Below are 22,141 nucleotides of genomic sequence, written 5' to 3' on the forward strand. Positions count from 1 at the left end.
GCGCCCCGCCCCTCACTCCCTGCCGAGGTTGTTCGTGTTCTTGAAGCGGTGCACGAGCAGGTCGGCGATGACGAACAACGCGAGCGCTGAGCAGCCGAGGATGATCCACGCCTTCGCGATATGCCAGTCGTTGTAGAGGTAGTCGTCGCTGTATTTGAAGCCGCCGCCGTCGAGCATCTCGTCCTTCATGCCGGACGGGCAGTAGGACAGGTCGTCGGGAAGCTTCGGCTTCCCGGCCGCGAGCGCCGAAGGATCGGCGGCCGCGTCGGTCGGCGCCGCGCTCGCCTGCGCGCTGCCGCCCGTCGCCCCGCCGGACGACGAGTTCTCGTCCTGCTCGGACGGGTCCTTGAGCGGCAGGCAGTTGAGGTCGCTCGTCGTGCCGAGCGCCTCCATGCCCCAACGGCTGATCATGCCGTAGGAGATCTTGTTGAGCACGCCCTTGAGTTCGAAGAGCATGCCGCAGAACACGAGTTCGACGATGAGGATGTACGGCGTGACCGACGTAGCCGTCTCGGCGCTTTTCATCAACGTGGAGACGACCATGCCGAGCGCGTCGGAGGCGTAGAACAGCAGCAGGAACGTGATGTAGTACTCCCAGTAGACGCCGCCCGGACCGCCGATCAGCGCGCCGCCCGACGGCGGCCGCGCGTCGTAGACGAGCGCGATGCCGGGGAAGCACAGGCACAGCACGGCGCTTTGGAACGCGCACAGCAAGAACTGCACGATCGCGTTCGCGAGCGTGAACGCGACCGGGTAGAGTCCGGCGGCGAGGTCGGCCTGCAGCACGGTGCGCTGTTTGACGACGACCTGCACCGAGTTGAACAGGCCGCCCCAGATGCAGGTGCACATCAGCAGGAACGCGACCGATTTCGTGGCCGTCTGCAGATGGAACACGTTGTCGCCGGCGACGGCGATGACGATCGCGACGCCCGCGATCGGGAACATCATCATGATGACGAGGCTTTTGCCTCCGCGGAACAATAGTTTGAACGCGACGTCCAAACAGTTCGCGAACTGCCTGAGCACCATCTTCATCGTTGCACTCCCCTGCTCTCTGCTCTCATACGCTCTCGTTGTTCGTCCCGGCCGCCCACGCGCCGTCTCATGCGTCGAGCGGCGGCTGCGGCGCGAGCCCCGGCACCTCGTACGGCCTGAAGGTGATGTGGTCGGGGTCGCTGATCTGGTCGTTGAGGTTCTTGAACATCTCGCGGAAGTCCCTCGCGCCGCCGAAGTGCCGCAGAGCGTCGGCCGGTGTGCCGGCGAACGCGAGACGCCCGGGGTTGCGCGTCCCCGGGTCCTTCGCGCGCGGCGCGGCGACGACGATGACCTCGTCGAACATGTCGAGCATGTCGATCTCGTGGATGACCATGATGATCGACAGCACGCGTTCCGAACCGTCCTCGCCGGCTGTGCGCTGCATATCGCGCGGCGGGTGGACGATGTCGCGCAGCTTCGTGAACAGCTTGTCCTTGTCGATGTAGCTCAGGCCGGCGTCCGGCTCGTCGAGGCACAGCACCGGCTTGTAGCCGACGAGTTCACGCGCGACGCTCACACGGCGCTTCTGGCCGCCGGAGAGCTTCTTGATCGGCGAATCCTTCAGCGCGTAGATGTCGAGCTTGCGCAATACCGAATCGACCTGCTCCTTGATCTCGGCGCGCGACGAATCCTCGGCCATGCGCAGCTTCGCCGACGAGTAGATCTCCTCGAAGACGGTGAGCTCGGGCAGGAACACGTTGCTCTGCTGCACGTAGCCGATCATCGGCCCGAGGTTCTTGTAGTGCGCGCGCAGGTCCTCCTGGTTCTTGTAGCGCGTGTGCCCGTTGTACAGCGAGTCCTTGCCGGACAGGCAGTTGAGCAGCAGCGTCTTGCCGGCGCCCGATGTGCCGATGATCGCGACGAGGCTGTGCTGCGGGATCTGGAAATGGATGTCCTTGAGCAGCGTCTTCGGATGCCTTCCACCGACCGTCTTGTCGTCGATCTGCACGTCGAGCATGACGGGCTGCGCGATCTGCGCGGGCGCCGGCTGCACGGCCGTGCTCGGCGCCGGCGATGCCGGGCGCTTGCCGAGCGCCGTCGTGATCGGCGCGGGCATCAAAGGTCCCGTCGCGGCGGCCGGTGCGGGCACGGCGATCGACGGCGCGGGCGTCGGCTGCGCGGCCGCGCGCACGCCGGCGCCGACGCGCTGGTCGTAGACGATCGTGCCCTTCGTGAAGTAGAAGCGGCAGTCGCCGATCGCGATGACGTCCTTCTCCTGCAGCACATGCGCGCCGCGCAGCGGACGGCCGTCGATGTAGGTGCCGATGCGGCTTTTGATGTCGCGGATCACGTATTGCCCGCGCACGAAGTCGATGCGCGCGTGCCTGCGCGAGACGTAGGGCACGTTCTGCACGATCGTGTCCGGCGCCGAGGCGCGGCCGATGTACGTCGTGCGCCCCTCCTGACGCGGCAGCGGGTACGAGCGCCACAGGCCGAGGTTCTGGTCGACGGTGAAGATGATGATGACGCCCTGCACGTCGGGGTTGCCCAGGTCGCCGTCGATGCGGATGAGGTCGCCGTCGGCGAGCGGATAGCGCGCGTCCGGCTGCAGTCTGCGGCCGTTGATGTAGGTCGGGTTCGTCGTCTGGCGCGACTGGTAGTGCCAACGGCCGTCGTTGAACACGAAGGCGCCGTGGTTCGCACTGACGATGCTCGAATGCACACGCAGCGTCGGCACCCCCGGCTCCCGGCTCATCACGCGGCCGAGCGCCCAGACCTCATGGCCGGCGAGCGGGTAGACGCTCGCGTTGCCGTCCTCGATGACGACGACGGTCTCGGGACCGAAGTGGAGGCCGCCGAGGAAGGTGCGCGTCTGGTCGGCGCCCGGACGCGGCGCGGCGGCGCGCGGCGGCTGCTGCAGTGTCGGATATTGCGGGCGCGCCGCCGGCGGACGCACCTGCGGCGCACGCGCCCGGAGCCCCTGCGGCTGGCGCGGCACCGGGGCCGGACGGTTCATGCCGGACTGCGGACGTTGCGGCTGCGCGGGGTTCGGCGGCGTCGGCCGCTGCGGCGGCATGGCGGTACCTGACATCTTCGGTGTTCCTTCTGCTCTCTGCACGGACGCGTCCCTTCGCTGCACGCTCATGCATGGCGCACGCCCGCCCCGCCCAGTGTAGCGGCAGCCGCCGATGCCCCGGCGTTCCGCGCATCAGCCCGCTTGCTAGAATGGTACGGTTCTCGAGTCATATGGAGGGAAGTCAGCATGGTTTCGCGTCGCAAGCCGCCAGCAGCGGCCTATGATCCGCGCACGGTCAAGGAACACATCGTCGAGACGCCGCTCGGCGAGGAGATGAGCAAATCCTTCCTCGAATACGCCTATTCGGTCATCTACGCCCGCGCGCTGCCCGACGCGCGCGACGGACTCAAGCCGGTGCAACGGCGCATCGTCTACCAGATGGGCGAGATGAACCTGCTGCCGACGCGCCCGTACATGAAGTCGGCGCGCGTCGTCGGCGAGGTCATGGGCAAGCTGCACCCGCACGGCGACTCGGCGATCTACGAGGCGATGGTGCGCCTTGCGCAGCCCTTCGCGATGCGGCTGCCGCTCGTCGACGGCCACGGCAACTTCGGCTCGCTCGACGACGGCCCGGCGGCCTCCCGATACACCGAGGCGCGTCTGGCGCCGGCCGCGCTCGGCATGAACGCCGGACTCGACGAGGACACCGTCGACTTCACGCCGAACTACGACAACAAGCTCAAGGAACCCGAGGTGCTGCCCGCGGCGATCCCGAACCTGCTCGTCAACGGCGCCTCCGGCATCGCCGTCGGCATGGCGACGAACATGGCCACGCACAACCTCGGCGAGGTCGTCGCCGCCGCCAAGCACGTCATGCGCCACCCCGAGGCCACGCTCGACGAGCTGATGGACTACCTGCCCGGGCCGGACTGGCCGGGCGGCGGCATCGTCATCGGACGCGACGGCATCCGCGAGGCGTACGAGAGCGGACGCGGCTCGCTGACGACGCGTTCGACGACGCACGTCGAGAACGTCACGGCACGCAAGAAGGCGATCGTCATCACCGAGCTGCCGTACATGGTCGGCCCCGAACGCGTGCTCGAACGCATCTCGGAAGGCGTCAAGAGCCACAAGCTCGAAGGCATCTCGAACGCGATCGACCTGACGGACCGGCACAACGGCACGCGCATCGTCATCGAGCTCAAGACCGGCTTCGACCCGGACGCCGTGCTTTCCCAGCTGTTCAAGCACACGCCGCTGCAGGAGAACTTCACGATCAACAACGTCGCGCTCGTCGACGGCCGCCCGCACACGATGGGGCTGCGCGAGATGCTCGACGTGTGGATCGGGCACCGGCGCGGCGTCATCCGCCGTCGCAGCGAATACCGCCGCCGCAAGGCGCTCGAGCGGCTGCACCTCGTCGAAGGCCTGCTGCTCGCACTCGTCGACATCGACGAGGTCATCCAGGTCATCCGCTCATCCGAGGACGCGGACGCAGCGAAGACGAAGCTCATCGCCGTCTTCGACCTCGACGACGTGCAGGCGCAGTACATCCTCGACCTACGGCTGCGCAGGCTCACGAAGATGAGCCGCATCGAGCTCGAGGCGGAACGCGACGAGCTGCGCGGACGCATCGACGAGCTCGACGCGATCCTCGCGTCCGACGCGGCGCTCGACGAGGTCGTCGAAAAGGAGATGGACGAGACCGTCGCCGCCTACGGCACGCCGCGGCGCACCGTGCTGCTCGACATGGACGCCGACGGCAGACTCACGCCGGTCGAGGCGCGCGGCGCCGACGGCACGCTCAACGCGTTCGCGCTCGACGCGGCGCGCCACGTCGAACAGGTCTCCGAGGCCGCGGCGGACGTGGCGGCCGCGCGCAAGGGCGCCGCGACCGGCGACGCGGCGAGCGCGCTGCAGATCGAGGACGAGCCGTGCGTCGTCGCGCTGAGCGCGACCGGACGGATCGCGCGCCTCGACCCGTCGGCCGCCGGCATCTGGGCGGTACGCACGCCGAACGGGACGGCGGGCGGCGACGGCTGCATCACGTCGATGATCGAGACGAGCACGCGCGCCGACTACGGCATCGTCACTTCGGCGGGACGTTTCGTGCTCGCGCACGCCGTCGAACTGCCCCATGTCGCCGCGACCGCACCGCTCGACCTGTCCGCGGGCATCGACGCCCGCGAGCTCGTGTTGTCGACGCAGAGCACCGAACCGGTCGACGGCGAACGCGTCGTCGCCGTCGTCGCGCTGCCGAAGGACAAGGACGAGAAGGCCGCGCCGCTCGCGCTCGGCACGCGCGGCGGCGTCGTCAAGCGGTGGAACCGGGAATCGCCGACGACGATGGATTCGTGGGGCGTCATCGACCTCAAGGACGGCGACGAGCTGCTCGCGGCGCGCGAGGCGCCCGACGGCAGCCGTCTCGTGTTCGTCTCGACCGATTCGTCGCTGCTCACCTTCGATGCGAAGCAGGTGCGGCCGCAGGGGCGCACGGCGGCCGGCATGGCGGGCATCCGTCTCGCCGACGGCTGCGAGGCGCTCGCCTTCGCCGTCGTGCACGAGGACGAGCTGGCGTGGACGGACGCCGAGGAGCGGGAGGACGGCTCGACGTCGCCCGCGCACGGCGCGGTCGTGCTCACGGTGGCCGGCGACGGCGCTTCGCTGCTGGGCACCGACACCGGATCGGCGAAGGTCTCGCCGCTCGCGCTGTATCCGACGAAGGGACGCGGCACCGGCGGCGTGCGCTCGCAGCGTTTCCTCAAAGGGCAGAACACGTTGATCCGCGCGTATGTGGGCGCCTGGCCGCTCGTCGCGTGCACGGAATCGGGGCATACGGTGACGCTGCCGGCCCCAGACATGCGCCGTGACGGCTCCGGCAGCGAACTGTCCTCCGCGATCGGTTACGTCGCATAGGACACACTGGATGCAACATGAAGTTGGCTATCAGGTCAGTCAGGCGCGTCCGATAACAGCCTCGCAAATTATGTTATATAGGATTGAGAGTTATTATCGAAAAGTGTCAGTTTACGCTTGTAAAAAATAGAATTCATGCTAATTACCGATATATAAACAATAACTATACACAACAATAACAAACTAAACAATTCAATACTATGAACATCGCGAATTAATCAAACAATACCGAAATGAGTCTATATTAACTTACTACTTATTATCAATAATTAAAATATTAGATAAATGATTTAAGAAATAAATTCCATATTTCACATATCAAAACACTGCAACATCATCTACACACAATAACATAAACTCATTCAGCGGAATCAGCAAATGTGTAAAACATGGAGGAATAGATGAAGAATAGATACCACATTCCCATCATCATACTCTTAATTACAGGAGCATTCTTGAGTGGCTGTAGTCAACAAAACAGAGACACAACCTCAATCACCGGAAACTGGGCAACGACAGCAGCCCCCTGCTTCTACCTCAACCACAACGGAGACGGCTGGACCGCAGTCGACACAGGCAACGACGATACATGCTCCGGCAATATATTCGGAACCATCTCCAATGATAGGATAGAGCTCCATATCACTGGACGCACTTCCGATGACAGTCCTACCTTATTCTGGGACGGATCGCTCACTCCCAGCGGAGATAATGAATGGAAAAGCACCGTCTCTTCCAATGGGCTAGATTCTTTTGTATTCAAGCGAGACCAGAGCGATCGCAGTCGCAATATTACCTATAATCCCGACAAGAAGGAGATATCCTTCTATTTCGGCAATGGAGAGTCTACCGATGCATATATAACTCTCAAAAAAGAGTGAAGCAGGAAATTTCTCACACATCATATCTTATAATATTATTATTTCAAAAAGTCTACATCTTTGAAATGTAGACTTTTTTAATACCAAATACGATTATGAAAACTAATGAATGCAAGAATCCAAAGTAATTTATCATGAAATCAACTGCATATTTATTGTTTTATAAAATATCTTCATCCTATATTTAGTCCAATTCAAATACTATGAATATAATTTTTGATAGCAGAAATAATAATAATTATTTTAATGGTATAATCCTTGTCTCATAGTTGCCAATGAAGTTCATCGTGGCCAAAGATGGCACGTCGTTGCTCTGCACCAGCATCAAATCGACGAAAGTTTCACCGATCGGGCCGCATCTGACAAGGAACATTGCCTCGGCGCCGTACACGCGTGAACATATCGGTCGCCATATTCCACACCCGATGTGTTCACGCGCATATTGTCACGAATTATCGTTTATCGGACGATGCACATGCTGTAATTGTACACGGCGGCCTCAGGTCGTCGTGTACAGCCCCATCAATACGGCGCCGGCGACGATGAGCAGGGTGCCGAACAGGATCCCGACCATCTGGCGTTTCGTCTTGTGCTCATGCAGCACGACGATGCCGCCGTAGGTGGAGACGATGACGCCGAGCTGGGAGAACGTCGTAGCGATCGCCTGTCCGACGTGCGGGTTCGCCGCGGACACGAAGATGAGCATGTTGCCGACCGCCCACAGCAGGCCGGTGATGATGTTGAGCGCCGTCTTGCGGTGCAGGATGAGCGTGCGGTCGCGTTCGACGAAGTTGACGATCGCGAGCGCCGTGATGATCTGCCCGATCGACTGCGGCAGGATGACGGCGGTCATGTAATAGAGCCCGTTGCCGCTCGGCGCATTGTAGATGGCGTCGGAGATGAATCCGGTATGGTGCAGCAGGTTCGGGAAGATGAAGTACAGCATGAAGCCGATCGTCGAGAACAGCAGCGCGCCCAGGCCGAAGCGCATGTCCTTCGCGCTGATCCGGCGCGCGTCGGCGGCCGAGTCCTTCGCCGAGCACAGCACGGCGCCGGACGTGACGAGGATGATCGCGATGACGCCGATGACCCAGACGTTGAGCGTGCGCCACTGGCCGAGCACGATCGCGGCGAGCAGCGCGTTGCCGACGACCTGCCCGGCCGTGGAGATCGGCATCGCCATCGAGACACCCAACGGCTTGAGCGCGGAGAACTGGCCGAAGGAGCCGATCGTCCAGAAGACGCCCGAGCACAGGCCTACGAGCCAGATCCTGGGGTTGAACGCGAAGGCCAGTCCGGCGTTCGGCACCGTGTAGAACACCGAGACGAGCACCGCGAATATGACGGCGCCGATCGTCGTGCCCAATGTCCCCTGACTCGGTTTGCCGTCGATTTTCGCTGTGATGACGCTGTTCGATCCGAGGAACAGCGCCGGTAGCAGCGCGATGAGCATGTCCATGCGAAAGACGCCCTCCCTTGCCTCTCTCCGTGTGCGAGTGTCCGTTGTCGCGAATCCACGAACGCCACGGAGGCGCGCGGGGGGGCCGTCCGTCGTATATCGGGACGAACGGCGGCACGACGTCAGTCATTCTATGCCCGTCATGCGGCGGGACGTGGCCGTCTTTTGCTCATAGCGTCGATATCGCGTCCTATCCGTACGCCGCAGGCTCACCGGTAGAGCTTCATGCCCTGCGGGGACGGCGCGAATCCGGCGGCGCGCAACGCCGGTGTGACCGGCAGGCGCGCCGTGAGCGGCACGCCGTTGCAGTCGCGGAACGTGACCGACCCTCCCGGCAGGTGCCGCAGCATGTCGGCGAGCGCCGTGCATGCGCGTTCGGCGAGGCTCATCGGTTCGTCGAACATGACGAGGCGTCCCGAGCGCGGCGCCGCGTACAGCAGTGCGTCGCCGCCGCGCAGCACGACGAGCGACCCGGCGCGACGCGTCGGCTTGACGCCGCCCGTACGCGCCGCGTCGTCCGCGTCGTCCGCGTCGTCGGCGCCGTCCGCGTCCTGCGTCCCGGCCATCCGCATCGGCCCGGGCCAGCGGATCGCCGTGCCGTAGAGGACGGCCGGATCGGCGGCGTCGAGAGCGACCGTGGCCGGCGACCGCCCGATCAGGTCGCGCATCATGTCGACGGTCTCGCGCCGCGCGAACTGCGCCGCGCCGAAGCCGTCGACGAACATGCCGCGCATCAGCGCGCCCTGCTCCTCCATGCGCCGCAGCACCGGGTACAGGCCCGAGAAGCCGCCGGGGACGCCCTCATGGTCGACGACCGGCTGCGTGATCACGCCGTAGCGGTCGAGCAGCACGTCGATCAGGTCGATGACGCGTTCCTCCGGCGTGCACGGTTCGCCGCCCGCGCGCACAAGCGACCACAGGCCGCCGTTCATGGCCGGCCGTGCCATGTGCGCGCGCATGCGCCGTCGGCGCACGGGGCGTGCAGGCGCGTGCGCCGCGCCCCGCGTCGCCGCCGCGCGCGCCACCGGGAACGACGAGTTCGTGACGCGGCCGCGCCGGGCGAGCGCCCACAATGCGTCCTCGAAGCCCTGATGGCTCCATGCCGCGGCGACGACCTCGCCGGTCGTCTCGTCGACGGACGGCTCGAGGCCGCGGGCCGCCGACGCGCGCTCCCAGCATGCGTGGGCGCGTTCCTCGAGCGGCAGCGGACCATAGGCGCCGCCATCCCCGAGCGCGGCGACGATCGCGTCGCCGACGCCGAGCGGCCCCATGTCGCCGTCCGCCGGCGCCGAGCGGCCGTCCTGCGCGGCGTCGGATGCGCATCGTCCCTCAAGCTGCGCCGAATCGAAGGGGAACAGCATGACCGCCCCGAGTCCGTCCGCCGAGGATGAGGCGGACGAGGACGATGCACCGACCGCGCCGACCCAGACGACCTCGCCTGCGGCGATGAGCTCGTCGAGCATCGACGGCGCATAGTCGCGCACGCGCGCCGGGAACACGGCCCGCTCCCACACGTCGATCGGCAGCGCGACGCCCTCGAGCTGCTCGACGACCCTCATGACGCCGTCGACGCCGTCGAAACGCTGGCCGCCGGCCGAGCCGACGCCCTGCCGCTCGAGCACGAAGCGCTGGAAGTCGGCGGCGGCGACCGGCTTGACGGCCTTGCGCGCCTTGGCGAGCGAGCGTGAGCGGATGCGTTTGAGCACGTCGAGCGCCACCCATTGCGGCACGTCGGCGGGCAGACGGTCGTCGAAGCGTCCGGTGAGCGCCTCGTCGGCGGCCTGCAACGCGTTGAGCTCGTCGACGCAGGCCTCGGCCGGCAGCCGCAGGTCGGCGATCATCATGTCGGCCGTGAACGGCCCGTGCGTCGACAGATAACGGTGCACACGGCCGCGCACGTCGTCGTCGGCGAGCGCGTTCCAGAACGTCCGCTTCGCGAGCGCGGCGGCGACCTCGTCGATGACGGCGTCGTCGAGCACCGAGGCGAGGTCGTCGGAGCCGAGCAGCCGTTCGAGCACCTCCGGATCCATCAACAGCAGCCGCGCGTCGCGCTCCGCCTGCGGCACGTCGTACTGGTACATGACCGAGCCGACGAAGCCGAACAGCAGCTGCTCGGCCATCGGCGACGGCGTGGACGTGACGGTCTCGTGCATGCTGATGCGTCCTTCGGCGAGGCCGGTGAGCACCTCGCGCAGCGCCGGCACGTCGTAGACGTCCTGCAGGCATTCGCGGGCCGTTTCGAGCAGCAGCGGGAAGTTCCTGTGCGTGCGCGCGGCCGTGAGCAGCTGCGCGGCGCGTAACCGCTGCTGCCACAGCGGCACGCGTCTGGACGGGTCGGCGCGCGGCATGAACAGCGCGCGCGCCGCGCATTCGCGGAACCGCGCCGCGAACAGCACGCTGCCGGTGACCTGCGTCTCCACAAGGCGCGCGACGTCGTCGGCGTCGAAGGCGAGGAGCGAGGCGACGTCGATCGAGCCGTCGCCGTCGGGCAGACGGATGACGAGGCCGTCGTCGGCCGCGTAGATCTGTCCGTCGACGCCGTAGCGCCGCAGCAGCCGCGCGTTGACCGCGAGCGCCCACGGCTCATGTACCCTGCGTCCGAAGGGCGCATGCACGAGGATGCGCCAGTCGCCCTCCTCGTCGCGGCAGCGTTCGATGACGATGTGCGTGGCGTCGGGGATGACGCCGGTCGCGGCCCGCTGCTCGGCGAGGAAGGCGGCGGCCGCGTCGATGGCGTCGTCGTCGAGGCCGTCGCCGGCGAGCCTGGCGCGCACCTCGGGCGTGAAGCGCGGCTTCGCGACGGCCTCGGGGGCGCCGGCGCCGTCCGCCTCCGCGCGCGAGGCCTCGACGAGGCCCGCGCCCACCTCGCGCACCCACCGTCCAATCGCCAGTCCGAAGCCGTAGTCCCTGCCGTCGCCCTCGCCGTGCCAGAACGGCAGGCGCGCGCTGCGTCCCGGCGCCGGCAGCACGACGACGCGGTCGTTCGTGATCTGCTGGATCTGCCATGACGTCGTGCCCAGCGTGATGACGTCGCCGACGCGCGACTCGTAGACCATCTCCTCGTCGAGCTCGCCGACGCGTCTTGGTCCGCGGCCGGCCTCGGCCTCGGGCAGCACGACCGTGTACATGCCGCGGTCGGGGATCGTGCCGCCGCTCGTCACGGCGAGGCGCTGCGCGCCGGGGCGCGCGGCGAGCATATGCGTCTGCGCGTCGTAGGTCAGCGCCGGTCGGAACGCCGAGAACTCCTCGCCGTCGTAGGCGCCCGAGACCATGCCGACGACGGCGTCGTAGACGTCGCGTTCGAGCGTGCGCCACGGCGCGGCGCGGCGCACCACTTCGAACCAGCGGTCCGCGTCGAGCGGTTCGAGGCTCGCGGCGGCCACCGTCTGCTGCGCGAGCACGTCGAGCGGGCACTGCGGCACGTGCAGCGGCTCGATCGCGCCGGCGAGCATGTGTTCGGCGCTCGCGGCCGCCGCGACGATCTGCTGGCGCGTGCACGGGTACATGATCGCGTGGGAGACGCCGCCGACGTGGTGGTCGGCGCGGCCGACGCGCTGCAGCCCCGAGGAGATCGACAGCGGCGGCGCAATCTGGATGACGAGGTCGACCGAGCCCATGTCGATGCCCAGTTCGAGGCTGCTCGTCGCGACGACGCAGCGCAGACGCCCCTGCTTGAGCTGCGTCTCGATCTGCTTGCGGCGGTCCTTCGAGACCGATCCGTGGTGCGCCATCGCGATCGCGTCGTCGGGGTCGACGGCACCGACGAGCTTCGTCGTCGAACCGATCAGCGAATTGTAGTGCGCCGGTTCGCTCCCCTCGTCGCGCGTCCTGCCGCGGCGTGCCGCGTACAGGTCGTTGAGCCGCGCGGTGAGGCGTTCGGCTAGTCCGCGCGAGTTGACGAAGACGAGCGTCGTGCGGTGCGCGAGGACCTCGTCGAGCACGCTGGATTCGATGTACGGCCAGATGGAGGCGTTCGGCTCGCCGCCGCCGGCTGTTCCGCCGCCCGGCCGCGGCGGCGCAGCGCCATCGCCGCGCCGGCGCGCCGCGCGTTCCATCGCCGGCGTGACGCCGGTGATGCGCTCCGGTGTCGCAAGCCCCGATCCTTCCGAAGCCGATATGCCCGACGAAGCCGTACCTTGCCCCCGTGCGGCGCCGAGCGCGGCGCCCGGGTCGGCGATCCGGATGTCGAGACGCGGACGGCCCTGCGCCTGCACGATCGTCACGTCGCGTGCGCCGCCGAGGAAACGCGCCGCCTGTTCGGCCGGATTGACGGTCGCCGACAGCCCGATGCGCTGCGCGGGACGTGCGAGCCGCGCGTCGAGCCGCTCGAGGCTCAGCGCCAGATGCGCGCCGCGTTTCGTGCCGGCGAGCGCGTGCACTTCGTCGAGGATGACGGTGTCCACCGTGTCGAGCACGCTGCGCGCCTTCGACGTGAGCATCAGATACAGCGACTCCGGCGTCGTCACGAGGATGTCCGGCGGGTGCGCCGCGATCGCGCGGCGCTCCTTGGCCGTCGTGTCGCCGCTGCGCATCGCGACAGAGACCTGCGGCACGGCCAGCCCCATGTCGCGGTATTCGCCGCGGATGCCGTCGAGCGGCGCCTCGAGGTTCTTCGCCACGTCCACGCCGAGCGCTTTGAGCGGCGAGATGTACAGGATGCGCACGCCCCGCTTCGCCTTGCCCCGGCGCCCCGCCGGTTTCGCCGCCGATTCACCGTGCGGAGGCGTTCCCTCCCGTGCCACCATGCCGGCGATGATGCGGTCGATCGCCGCGAGGAAGGCCGCGAGCGTCTTGCCCGAGCCGGTCGGCGCGATGACGAGCACGTCGCCGCCGCCGGCGATCGCCGGCCATGCGAGCGTCTGCGCCTCGGTGGGCGCTCCGAAGACGCGTGTGAACCATCGCCGCGTCGGTTCGCTGAAGGATGCCATGTATTCGACCATATGTTCGATTATCGTCCCGCATATGCCCCATCGCAAGTGGACGCCGACGGCGCAACGCGCGGCGCGCGGATCAGTCGACGGCGTGCATCGAGTCGCGGCGCAGCGCGCGTAGCCATTCGTGCATGACGCCGAGCCCGACGGTGAACACGAGCAGATACCACGGCAGCAGCGTGAGCGACGTGTGCTGCGCGATCAGGCCGAACAGCGGCGGCATCAGCATCGTGCCGACATAGGCGCTCGCCATCTGCACGCCGACGATCGCCTGCGACTTGTCGGCGCCGAAGTACGCCGGCGTCGCATGGATGATGCACGGGTAGACCGGTGCGCAGCCGAGGCCGATGACGACGAAGCCGGCGACGGCGTTCCATGCGCCCGGGACCGGGAGCGCCAGCAGCACGATGCCGGCGACGATGATCGCGGCGCCGAGCCGGATCATCTGCGCGTCGCTGAGCCTCATCGTCACGAAGCCGCTGACGAAGCGTCCGACGGTGATGCCGATGAACACGAGGCTCGCATAGCTCGCGGCCGTCTGCACGTCCACATGGTCGACGCCGGCCATGTAGCTGCTTGCCCACAGGATCGTCGTCTGCTCGATCGAGCAGTAGCAGAAGAACATGATGAGGATCTGCGCGGCGCCACGGATGCGCAGCACGCCGGCCAGGCCAATCGGCCTGCGTTCGCCGGCCGTGTCGGCGTCCTTCGGGGCGGCGACGCGCTTGCGCCACAGCGGCAGGCTCGCGATGAGCACGACCGTCAGCACGACCTGCAGCACGCCGACCGAGCGGTAGCCCCACTGCCATCCGTACTGGCGCGACAGCGCGAAGCCCATCATGTACGGGCCGAGCAGGGCGCCGACGCCCCACATGCAGTGCAGCCAGCTCATGTGCCGGCTCGCGTAGTGGACCGCCACATAGTTGTTGAGCGCGGCGTCCACACCGCCGGCGCCCAGGCCGTACGGGATGCCCATCAGCAGCAGCGTCCAGTAGTTCGGCGCGAGGGAGAAGCCGAACAATGCGAGCGCCGTCAGCCCGACCGACGCGGCCGTCACACGCCCGGCGCCGAAACGCAGCGTCAGGCGGTCGCTCATCAGCGCCGAGACAATCGTGCCGGCGCTGATGACCATCGAGATGCCGCCGGCCCACGACAACGGCGCGTCCAGGTCGCCGCTCATCGTCGGCCAGGCGGCGCCGAGCAGGCCGTCGGGCAGGCCCAGCGAGATGAACGCGAGGTAGATGATCGCAAGCAGCAGATTCGTCATGGCGCCTCCTTGTGCACGGGCGGAACGGACGATGCGGACGGACACGACATTATATTCTCGAAACAAGAAATTCGTCGTCCCTCCGCGCGCCGCGTCGCCGCGTCGCTTCGCGACGATACACTGGCTCCTATGCCCCTGACCATCGGATTCGTCTTCGACGACACGCTCGACGCGCTCGACGGCGTGCAGCAGCACATCGTCACGATCGGCGAGGAGCTGCGCCGACGCGGCCACGACGTGCACTACCTCGTCGGGGAGACGCACGATTCGCCGGTGCCGAACACGCACCCGCTCTCGCGCAACGTCATGGTGCGCTTCAACGGCAACCGCATGCGCATCCCGCTGCCGGCGAGGCGTGCGGCGATCCACGGCGTCCTCGCGGCGCACGACTTCGATATCTTGCACGTGCAGGCCCCATACAGCCCGTTCCTGGCCGGTCGTGTGCTGCGGGAGGCCTCCCCCGCCACCGGCGTCGTCGCGACCTACCACATCGCCTGCGCCGATCTGGCGGCGCAGGTCGGCGGCCGCCTGCTCGGCCTGATCGATATGCAGACGCACCGGCGCGTCGACGAGGTCATCGCCGTCTCGCAGGTCGCCGCGCGATACGCCGCGGCGACCGCGCATGTGCGCGGCGTCGTCATCCCGAACCCAGTCGACGTGGACCGCTTCGCCGACGCCGCCCGCCATGCGAGGCGCGATCCGCAAGCGCCGCATGTCGTGTTCCTCGGCCGCCTCGTGGAGCGCAAAGGCCCCATGCAGCTGCTGGACGCCATCGCCTACGGCGAGCGGGCGTCGATCCTGCCCGCCGGACTGCATGTGACCATCGCCGGCGACGGTCCGCTGATGTGCGAATGCCGCGCGAAGGCCTCCCGGCTGCGCACGCCGGTGGAGTTCCTGGGCACCGTGGACGAGACCAAGGCGGCGCTGCTCGCGAGCGCCGACGTCGCCGCGTTCCCGTCGCTGCCGGGCGAGACCTTCGGCATCGTGCTTCCCGAGGCCATCGCCTCGGGCGCCGGCGTCACGCTCGCCGGCGACAATCCCGGCTACCGCTGGACGATGCGAGGCGACGAGGACGCGCTGTTCCCGATCAGCGGCCCGGACCGCGCCCGCATCCTCGCCGAGCGCATCCGCCGCGCGATCGCCGACCCCGGCTGGGCGCACGCGCTGCATAAACGCGAGCGCGCGCTGCTCGCCCGCTACGACGTGGCGGCGGTCACCGACCGGGTCGAGGAGGTCTACCGGCGCGCGATCGCCGACCGCCGCCGCTGAGCGCGGCGCGGCGGCCGCACGCCGGACGGGCGTCGGTCAGGTGTCGATCTTCGAACGATCGAAGTCGTCCGCGTTGTCGACGATGAACTGCCTGCGTGGCGGCACCTCGTCGCCCATGAGCAGGCTGAAGATGCCGGCGGCGCGTTCGGCGTCCTCCATTCGGATGCGGCGTAGCAGGCGCGTGCGCGGGTCCATCGTCGTGTCGGCGAGCTGGTTCGCGTCCATCTCGCCCAGGCCCTTGTAGCGCTGGATGTCGTCGGCGTAGCTGATGTGGTCGCGGTCGAGCTGCTCGAGTTTGCCGGCGAGCTCGTCGTCGGAGTACGTGTAGATGTATTCGCCCTTGCGCGGCCCGGTCAGCGCGATCCGGTGCAGCGGCGGCACGGCCGCGTACACGTGCCCGGCCTCGATGAGCGGGCGCATGTAGCGGTAGAACAGCGTCAGCAGCAGCGTGCGGATGTGCGCGCCGTCGACGTCGGCGTCGGTCATCATGATGACCTTGTTGTAGCGCGCCTGCGACAGGTCGAAGGAGGCGCCCGATCCGGCGCCGACGACCTGGATGATCGCCGCGCATTCCTTGTTCGACAGCATCTGCGCGAGCGACGCCTTCTGCACGTTGAGGATCTTGCCGCGGATCGGCAGCAGCGCCTGGAACGCCGAGTTGCGCGCCGCCTTCGCCGTGCCGAGCGCCGAGTCGCCCTCGACGATGAACAGTTCGGCGACGTCGTCGTTGCCCGGCTGGCAGTCGGAGAGCTTCGGCGGCATGCTCGCCGATTCGAGCGCGGTCTTGCGGCGTGCGACCTCCTTCGTCTTGCGCGCCTGGATGCGCGCGTGCATCTCGCCGACGATCTTCTCGAGCACACGCGACGACTGCTCCTTGTAGCCGCGTTTGGATCCGGTGATCATCTCGGCGAACTGCCTGTCGACGATGCGCGTGACGACCGGCTTGACCTGCGCGGTGCCGAGCACGTCCTTCGTCTGCCCCTGGAACTGTGGCTCGGCGATGCGCACGGTGACGACGGCGACGAGTCCGGCGAGGATGTCGTCGCGTTCGACCTTCATCTTCGCGTCCTTGAGGTTCACCTTGAGCTTGCGCGCGTTGTCCTCGACGGCCTTGCGCACCTGCCTGGTGACGGCGTTGAGGAAGCCGTCGACGTGCATGCCGCCGCCGGGCGTCGCCACGACGTTGACGAAGCTGCGGATCGTCGTGTCGTACCCGTTGACCCAGCGCAGCGCGATGTCGACGTCGCATGCGCGCGTGATGTCCTGCGCATGCAGGTCGCCGTGCTCGTCGACGGCCTGCGTCTCCTCGTGGTAGGTGCCCTGTCCGGTGATCCTCCAGATGTTCGACACCGGCTCGCCTTGTGACAGGAAGTCGACGAAGTCGACGACGCCGCCGGTGTGGCAGAACTCCTCGAGTCTGCGGTGTCCGGGCGTCGGCGCGTCCGGCTGCGGCGAGACCGTGGCTTCGAGCGTCGTCGCGGCACCGGCCTCGGCCTGCTGCTGCATGTTCTCGGCCTCGGTGCGCGCGATCGCGTCGTCGCCCGCCGAGGCGCGCACGATCGCGGCGTCCTCGTCGTCGGCGGTCTCCGCGGCCGCGGCCTGCGCGGCGCCGATGTCGTTCTCGATGAGCTCGTCGACGTGCTCGTCGCCGGTGGCCTCGATGCGCTCGTCGACGACGTCGAGCTTGAGTCCCGGCACGAGGAAGCTCGTCTGGCGCACGCGGTCGATGAGCTGGTCGTAGTCGAATCGCGCCGTGTCGTTGAAGATCTCCGGGTCGGCCCAGTAGCGGATGCGCGTGCCGGTCGTCTTCGGCTTGACGTGGCCGATGATCTCGAGTTCGGTCGGCCGGTTCTTGCGCGTCTTCCTGAACGGCGAATCCGGCGACGGATGCTCCGGGTCGGCGTCCGTGTAGACGCCCGGATGCCCTTGGTGAAAGGCCATGTGGTACGTGTTGCCGTTGCGGTCGACCTCGACGTCGAGCCTCGAGCTCAACGCGTTGACGACCGACGAGCCGACGCCGTGCAGGCCGCCGGCCGCGTTGTACGAGGCGTTGCCGAACTTCGCGCCGGCGTGCAGCTTCGTGAGCACGACCTCGACGCCGGTGAGCTTCGTCTTCGGCTCGACGTCGACCGGGATGCCGCGTCCGTTGTCGGCGACCTCGACCGATCCGTCCTTGTGCAGCGTGACGACGATGTGCGTGCACGCGCCGGCGAGCGCCTCGTCGACGGCGTTGTCGATGATCTCCCACAGGCAGTGCATCAGGCCCTGGGTGTCGGTCGTGCCAATGTACATGCCGGGGCGCTTGCGCACCGCGTCGAGGCCCTCGAGGACCGTCAGCGAGTCGGCGCCGTAGTCTTTCTTCGCCATCTTCCGCCTTCCTGGATTGCCGCGACCGTGCAGGCCGCGCGTCTGTCACGCAAAAGAGCGCGCAGCCGCACGGCCCGCGCTCTTGTGCTGCGCCCGTTCACCGGGCGTCGTTCACCGGGCGTCGGTCACTGGTCGAGGAAGTCGCGCAGCGTCTGCGAACGCGACGGGTGACGCAGCTTCGACATCGTCTTCGACTCGATCTGGCGGATGCGCTCGCGCGTCACGCCGTAGACGCGGCCGATGTCGTCGAGTGTCTTCGGCTGACCGTCCTCGAGTCCGTAGCGCATCTTGATGACGCCCGCCTCGCGCGGCGAGAGCGTCTCGAGCACCTGACGGAACTGCTCCTGCAGCAGCGAGAAGGCAACGGCGTCCGACGGCGCGATCGCGTCGGTGTCCTCGATGAGGTCGCCGAACTCCGAATCGCCGTCCTCGCCGAGCGGCGTGTGCAGCGAGATCGGCTCGCGGCCGTACTTCTGCACCTCCTGCACCTTCTCGACCGGCATGTCGAGCTCGCGTGCGAGCTCGTCCGGCGTGGGCTCGCGCCCGAGGTCCTGCAGCATCTGGCGCTGGACGCGCGACAGCTTGTTGATCACCTCGACCATGTGCACCGGCACGCGGATCGTGCGCGCCTGGTCGGCCATCGCGCGCGTGATCGCCTGACGGATCCACCAGGTCGCGTAGGTGGAGAACTTGAAGCCCTTCTTCCAGTCGAACTTCTCGACGGCGCGGATCAGGCCGAGGTTGCCTTCCTGGATGAGGTCGAGGAAGAGCATGCCGCGTCCCGTGTAGCGCTTCGCGAGCGAGACGACGAGCCTGAGGTTCGCCTCGAGCAGATGGTCCTTCGCCTTCTTGCCGTCGGCGGCCGCCCATTTGAGCTCGCGCCTGCGCTTGAAGTCGAGCTTGTCGCCTTCGGTGTCGAGCAGGTGCTGCGCATACAGGCCCGCCTCGATGCGCTCGGACAGGTCGACCTCCTGTTCGGCGTTGAGCAGCGAGACGCGGCCGATCTGCTTGAGGTAGTCCTTGACGGGGTCGGCCGTCGCGCCGGTCGTGACGACGCGGCGGCGCGGGTTCGAGCCGGTCGGCGCGAGCGTCTCGTCGTCATCGTCGTCGCGCACGACGAAGGCGCCCTTCTCCTTGGGCTCCTCGGGCTTCTTCTCCTCCTCGTCCTCGTCGTCCTCCTCGGGCTCCGGTTCCGATTCGTCGTCCTCGTCGTCGGCGTCCACGTCCTGGCCGTCCACGTCGCCGAGGTCCTCGTCGAGGTCGAGGCTGTCCTCGTCGATCTGCTCGTCGTCATCGTCGAGCATCACGTCCTCGTCGTCCTCGGGCTGCGCGGCGTGCCCGGTCGTCTCCTTCTTCGCGGTCTTCTTCTTCGCCGTGCTCTTGCGCGGCTGCTTCGTGGCCTCGGCCTGCGCGGACGCGGACTTCTTCTTCGCCGTGCCCTTGCGCGCGCCCGATTTGGCGGACGTGCTCTTGCGCGTGCGCTTCGCCGGCTTGGCCGACGTCTCCTTCGTCGCGGAGGCGCCTTCGACGGTGGAGGTGTCCTTGTCTTCCGACTTGTCCTTGGTGTTCGCCGTTCGCTTCGTGGCCAAACTGTTCCTCCTGCTCGCTCATGATCATGCGACGCCCGAGCCGCCTCCCTTCGCGAGGGCATAGTTGCGGCAAAGGCAAGTCGCGCACTAAGTGAGTTAACCATGCCTCGGAGACGATTATTCCCGGCCCGCTCCCTCCGGTCGGCCCCTGCGGGCGGCGCCCCCGTCACGGCCGGCTCCCGATCCACTGCGGCGCGACGCCGCGCAGCAGCGCCGTCAGGATGATGCCCGCCAGACGCATGCCCTCATCGAGCATGATCGCCTGCGTCGCCGTCTCGAGCGCGCGGGAGTCGCCGATCCACCACATCCCGTAGGCGGCGACGGCGAGCGGATGCGCGGCGAAGCCGTCCGGCACGATCTGCGCGGCGCGTTCGCATATCTCGACGCCGCGCAGGATGCGTTCGACGTCGGGCGCCTCCTGCGCCGCGAACGCCGCATTGAGCTCGCGCTCCATGCGCGCGGCGTTGCCGGGCGCGTGCGGATGCACGGCGAAGCCGATGAAATCCGCCGGGTCGCGCGCGCCCTCGGGGCCCACGAGCGTCATGATGAGCGCGTCGCGCGAGGCGAGCGAATCGGTCATCGTCACGGCGAGCGCGCACAGCTTGTCCGCCTCGCAGTCGAAGGGGTCGAAGTCGTCGGCGTCGAGCCATGCGAGCCAGTCGGCGCAGACGGCGGCGAAGCGCTCGCCGGTCGCCTCGTCGGGCCCGCGGTCGCGGCAGCGCTCGCGGTAGCGCTCGCGCAGCGCCTCGCAGCGTGCGGCGTCGCGTTCGTCGACGATCCGTTCCTCATCCGGTTCGAATCCCTCGCCCGGGACGAACAGCGCGCAGACGTCCGCGTCCCCGTCCCCGTCCCGTTGTTCCGTCGCCGCGGCGCGCGTCCGTCCGCCGCACGCCGCCGGCGCCGCATCGGCGCCCCCTGCGGCATCGATGTCCCGCACGGCATCGCCATTCTGTGCGGCGTCACAGCATCCCGCCGTCCCGACGTCCGCGGCGGCGCCGATGTCCTCCGCCGTCCCGATGTCCGCGGCCGTCCTGATGTCCCTGGTGTCCTCGCTCATCATGTCCTCCGTTCGTCATGCCTGTCCTGTCGCCGGACGTCCGCCCGGCGCCGTCCGGATCCCCGTCGGCCCGGACGTGTCTCCACTCTCGCCGTCCCGCAGGCGCCGTGTCCACCCGGACGGGGGCATGTGTACGGACGGTGCGGTTGTCCACAATTCACGGCCGGAGGAATCCGCCGCGACGTGGGTGTCGCGCGCCGGACTCACGCTCCGGCGCGTCCGCGTCGGGCGCCGGCGATTGTCGCAACACTGTGGATGAATGGCAGCTATGAGCTCCTCGACAGACTTGCAGCAGATCGAATCGCGAATCGGCGCGCTCGTGCGTGAATACGCGGGACTGGCCCGGCAGGCCGACATCCCCCCGGAGCTCGACGACACACTCGAGCGCACGATCGACCAGGCCGTCGTCTCGAGCGAGGGCGGCAAGAGGCTGCGCGCGCTGCTCGCGCTCGGCGCCTACGACCTGCTCATGCCTGACGCCGGCGAGGCGAGGCGCAGCGCGATGCTCGACATCGCCTGCGCGATCGAGGTGTTCCAGACGGCGGCGCTCGTGCACGACGACATCATCGACGACGCCGACCTGCGTCGCGGCAAGCCGTCGGCGCACCGCGCGCTCGCGCAGGCGACGCACAGCGAGGCGATCGGCAGGGGGCTGGGCGTCATGCTCGGCGACCTGCTCGCCACCGCATGCACGGCGATCATGGACGACGCGAGCCAGCGTCTCGACATCCCGCAGTCGCGGGACCTGCGCCGCGCGTTCATCACGATGCATCACGAGGTCGAGATCGGCCAGGTGCTCGACCTGGCGATCGAGCGCATGCCGCTGAGCGATCCGGACAAACTCGGCAAGGCCTCCTACGAGGTGTTCCGCTGGAAGACGGCGAGCTACACGACGATCGCGCCGCTCGAGCTCGCGTTCCTCGCCTCCGGGATGGGCTCCGACGACGCGACGCGCCATGCGATGGCGATCGGCTGGCCGCTCGGCGTGGCCTTCCAGCTCGCCGACGACCTCATCGACGTCATCGGCTCGTCGAAGCAGACCGGCAAGCCGGTCGGCGGCGACATCCGCGAGGGCAAGCGCACGGTGCTGCTGTCCGACGCGCTGCGCGCGGCATCGCCGAAGGATGCGCGCGAGCTCACGCGCATCTACGCGAAGCGCCGGCGCGGCCGGGCGGACGTCGAGCGCGTCACCGCGCTGATGCGCTCGACCGGCGCGGTCGAACGCTCCTACGCGCGCATCGGCGAGATGTGGACGCGCACGACCGACGCGATCGGCGCGATGGGGCTCGACGACGGGCGCAGCGCGCGGCTGACCGCGATCTGCGCGAGGTTCATCCCTCAGTCGGCGCGCACGTGAGCAGCACACCACCATGTAGAATGACCTCGTCATCGGCCATGCAGGCCGCACAGCAT

The 22,141-nt window shown here is 67.7% G+C and carries 12 protein-coding genes; 4 read left to right on the forward strand and 8 right to left on the reverse strand.

All coding sequences use genetic code 11. The features are described 5' to 3' along the window. Positions 1-12: 12 nt before the first annotated feature. Together BCHO_RS06490 and BCHO_RS06495 are read right to left on the reverse strand one after the other, a co-directional pair. Positions 13-1,035 (reverse strand): ABC transporter permease, encoded by a 1,023-nt coding sequence (locus tag BCHO_RS06490; protein ID WP_024540517.1) that lies wholly within the window; start codon positions 1,033-1,035, stop codon positions 13-15. Between the two features lie 67 nt (positions 1,036-1,102). Then, the gene (locus BCHO_RS06495; RefSeq protein WP_155803914.1) at positions 1,103-3,067 is read right to left on the reverse strand and encodes an ATP-binding cassette domain-containing protein; all 1,965 of its coding nucleotides are present in this window, start codon (positions 3,065-3,067) and stop codon (positions 1,103-1,105) included. 171 nt (positions 3,068-3,238) lie between these two features. Here BCHO_RS06495 and BCHO_RS06500 point away from each other — a divergent pair, with 171 nt between their 5' ends. Together BCHO_RS06500 and BCHO_RS09280 are read left to right on the forward strand one after the other, a co-directional pair. After that, complete coding sequence (locus tag BCHO_RS06500) at positions 3,239-5,908, forward strand: DNA gyrase/topoisomerase IV subunit A (protein ID WP_024540519.1); 2,670 nt, start codon at positions 3,239-3,241, stop codon at positions 5,906-5,908. Between the two features lie 401 nt (positions 5,909-6,309). Continuing rightward, positions 6,310-6,789 carry a hypothetical protein gene (locus tag BCHO_RS09280; RefSeq protein WP_152595916.1) on the forward strand — a complete coding sequence of 160 codons (480 nt, stop codon included), beginning with the start codon at positions 6,310-6,312 and terminating at the stop codon, positions 6,787-6,789. 499 nt (positions 6,790-7,288) lie between these two features. Here the strand turns inward: BCHO_RS09280 and BCHO_RS06505 are convergent, their stop codons facing one another. The 3 genes from BCHO_RS06505 to BCHO_RS06515 form a co-directional block, all read right to left on the reverse strand. Continuing rightward, on the reverse strand, positions 7,289-8,248 hold the full coding sequence (locus BCHO_RS06505) for a GRP family sugar transporter (RefSeq protein ID WP_024540520.1): 960 nt from the start codon (positions 8,246-8,248) through the stop codon (positions 7,289-7,291). Positions 8,249-8,457: 209 nt separating this feature from the next. After that, on the reverse strand, positions 8,458-13,188 hold the full coding sequence (locus BCHO_RS06510) for a DEAD/DEAH box helicase (RefSeq protein ID WP_024540521.1): 4,731 nt from the start codon (positions 13,186-13,188) through the stop codon (positions 8,458-8,460). Positions 13,189-13,258: 70 nt separating this feature from the next. Continuing rightward, complete coding sequence (locus BCHO_RS06515) at positions 13,259-14,446, reverse strand: MFS transporter (RefSeq protein WP_024540522.1); 1,188 nt, start codon at positions 14,444-14,446, stop codon at positions 13,259-13,261. A gap of 129 nt (positions 14,447-14,575) precedes the next feature. Between BCHO_RS06515 and BCHO_RS06520 the strand changes: the two genes are divergently transcribed. Continuing rightward, positions 14,576-15,715, forward strand: a complete 1,140-nt coding sequence (locus BCHO_RS06520) for a glycosyltransferase family 4 protein (RefSeq protein ID WP_024540523.1) — start codon at positions 14,576-14,578, stop codon at positions 15,713-15,715. 36 nt (positions 15,716-15,751) lie between these two features. Here BCHO_RS06520 and BCHO_RS06525 read toward each other — a convergent pair whose 3' ends face one another. From BCHO_RS06525 to BCHO_RS08850, 3 genes are all read right to left on the reverse strand, one after another. Further along, positions 15,752-18,082: a DNA gyrase/topoisomerase IV subunit B gene (locus BCHO_RS06525; RefSeq protein WP_024540524.1), complete on the reverse strand. Its 2,331-nt coding sequence runs from the start codon at positions 18,080-18,082 to the stop codon at positions 15,752-15,754. 125 nt (positions 18,083-18,207) lie between these two features. Continuing rightward, positions 18,208-19,671 (reverse strand): RNA polymerase sigma factor, encoded by a 1,464-nt coding sequence (locus BCHO_RS06530; protein ID WP_024540525.1) that lies wholly within the window; start codon positions 19,669-19,671, stop codon positions 18,208-18,210. A gap of 166 nt (positions 19,672-19,837) precedes the next feature. Continuing rightward, positions 19,838-20,728 carry a hypothetical protein gene (locus BCHO_RS08850; protein WP_152595908.1) on the reverse strand — a complete coding sequence of 297 codons (891 nt, stop codon included), beginning with the start codon at positions 20,726-20,728 and terminating at the stop codon, positions 19,838-19,840. Between the two features lie 268 nt (positions 20,729-20,996). Between BCHO_RS08850 and BCHO_RS06540 the strand changes: the two genes are divergently transcribed. After that, on the forward strand, positions 20,997-22,085 hold the full coding sequence (locus tag BCHO_RS06540) for a polyprenyl synthetase family protein (RefSeq protein ID WP_024540527.1): 1,089 nt from the start codon (positions 20,997-20,999) through the stop codon (positions 22,083-22,085). Positions 22,086-22,141 lie beyond the last annotated feature (56 nt).

Source organism: Bifidobacterium choerinum, from assembly GCF_000741135.1.
GTDB classification, from domain to species: Bacteria; Actinomycetota; Actinomycetes; order Actinomycetales; family Bifidobacteriaceae; genus Bifidobacterium; species Bifidobacterium choerinum.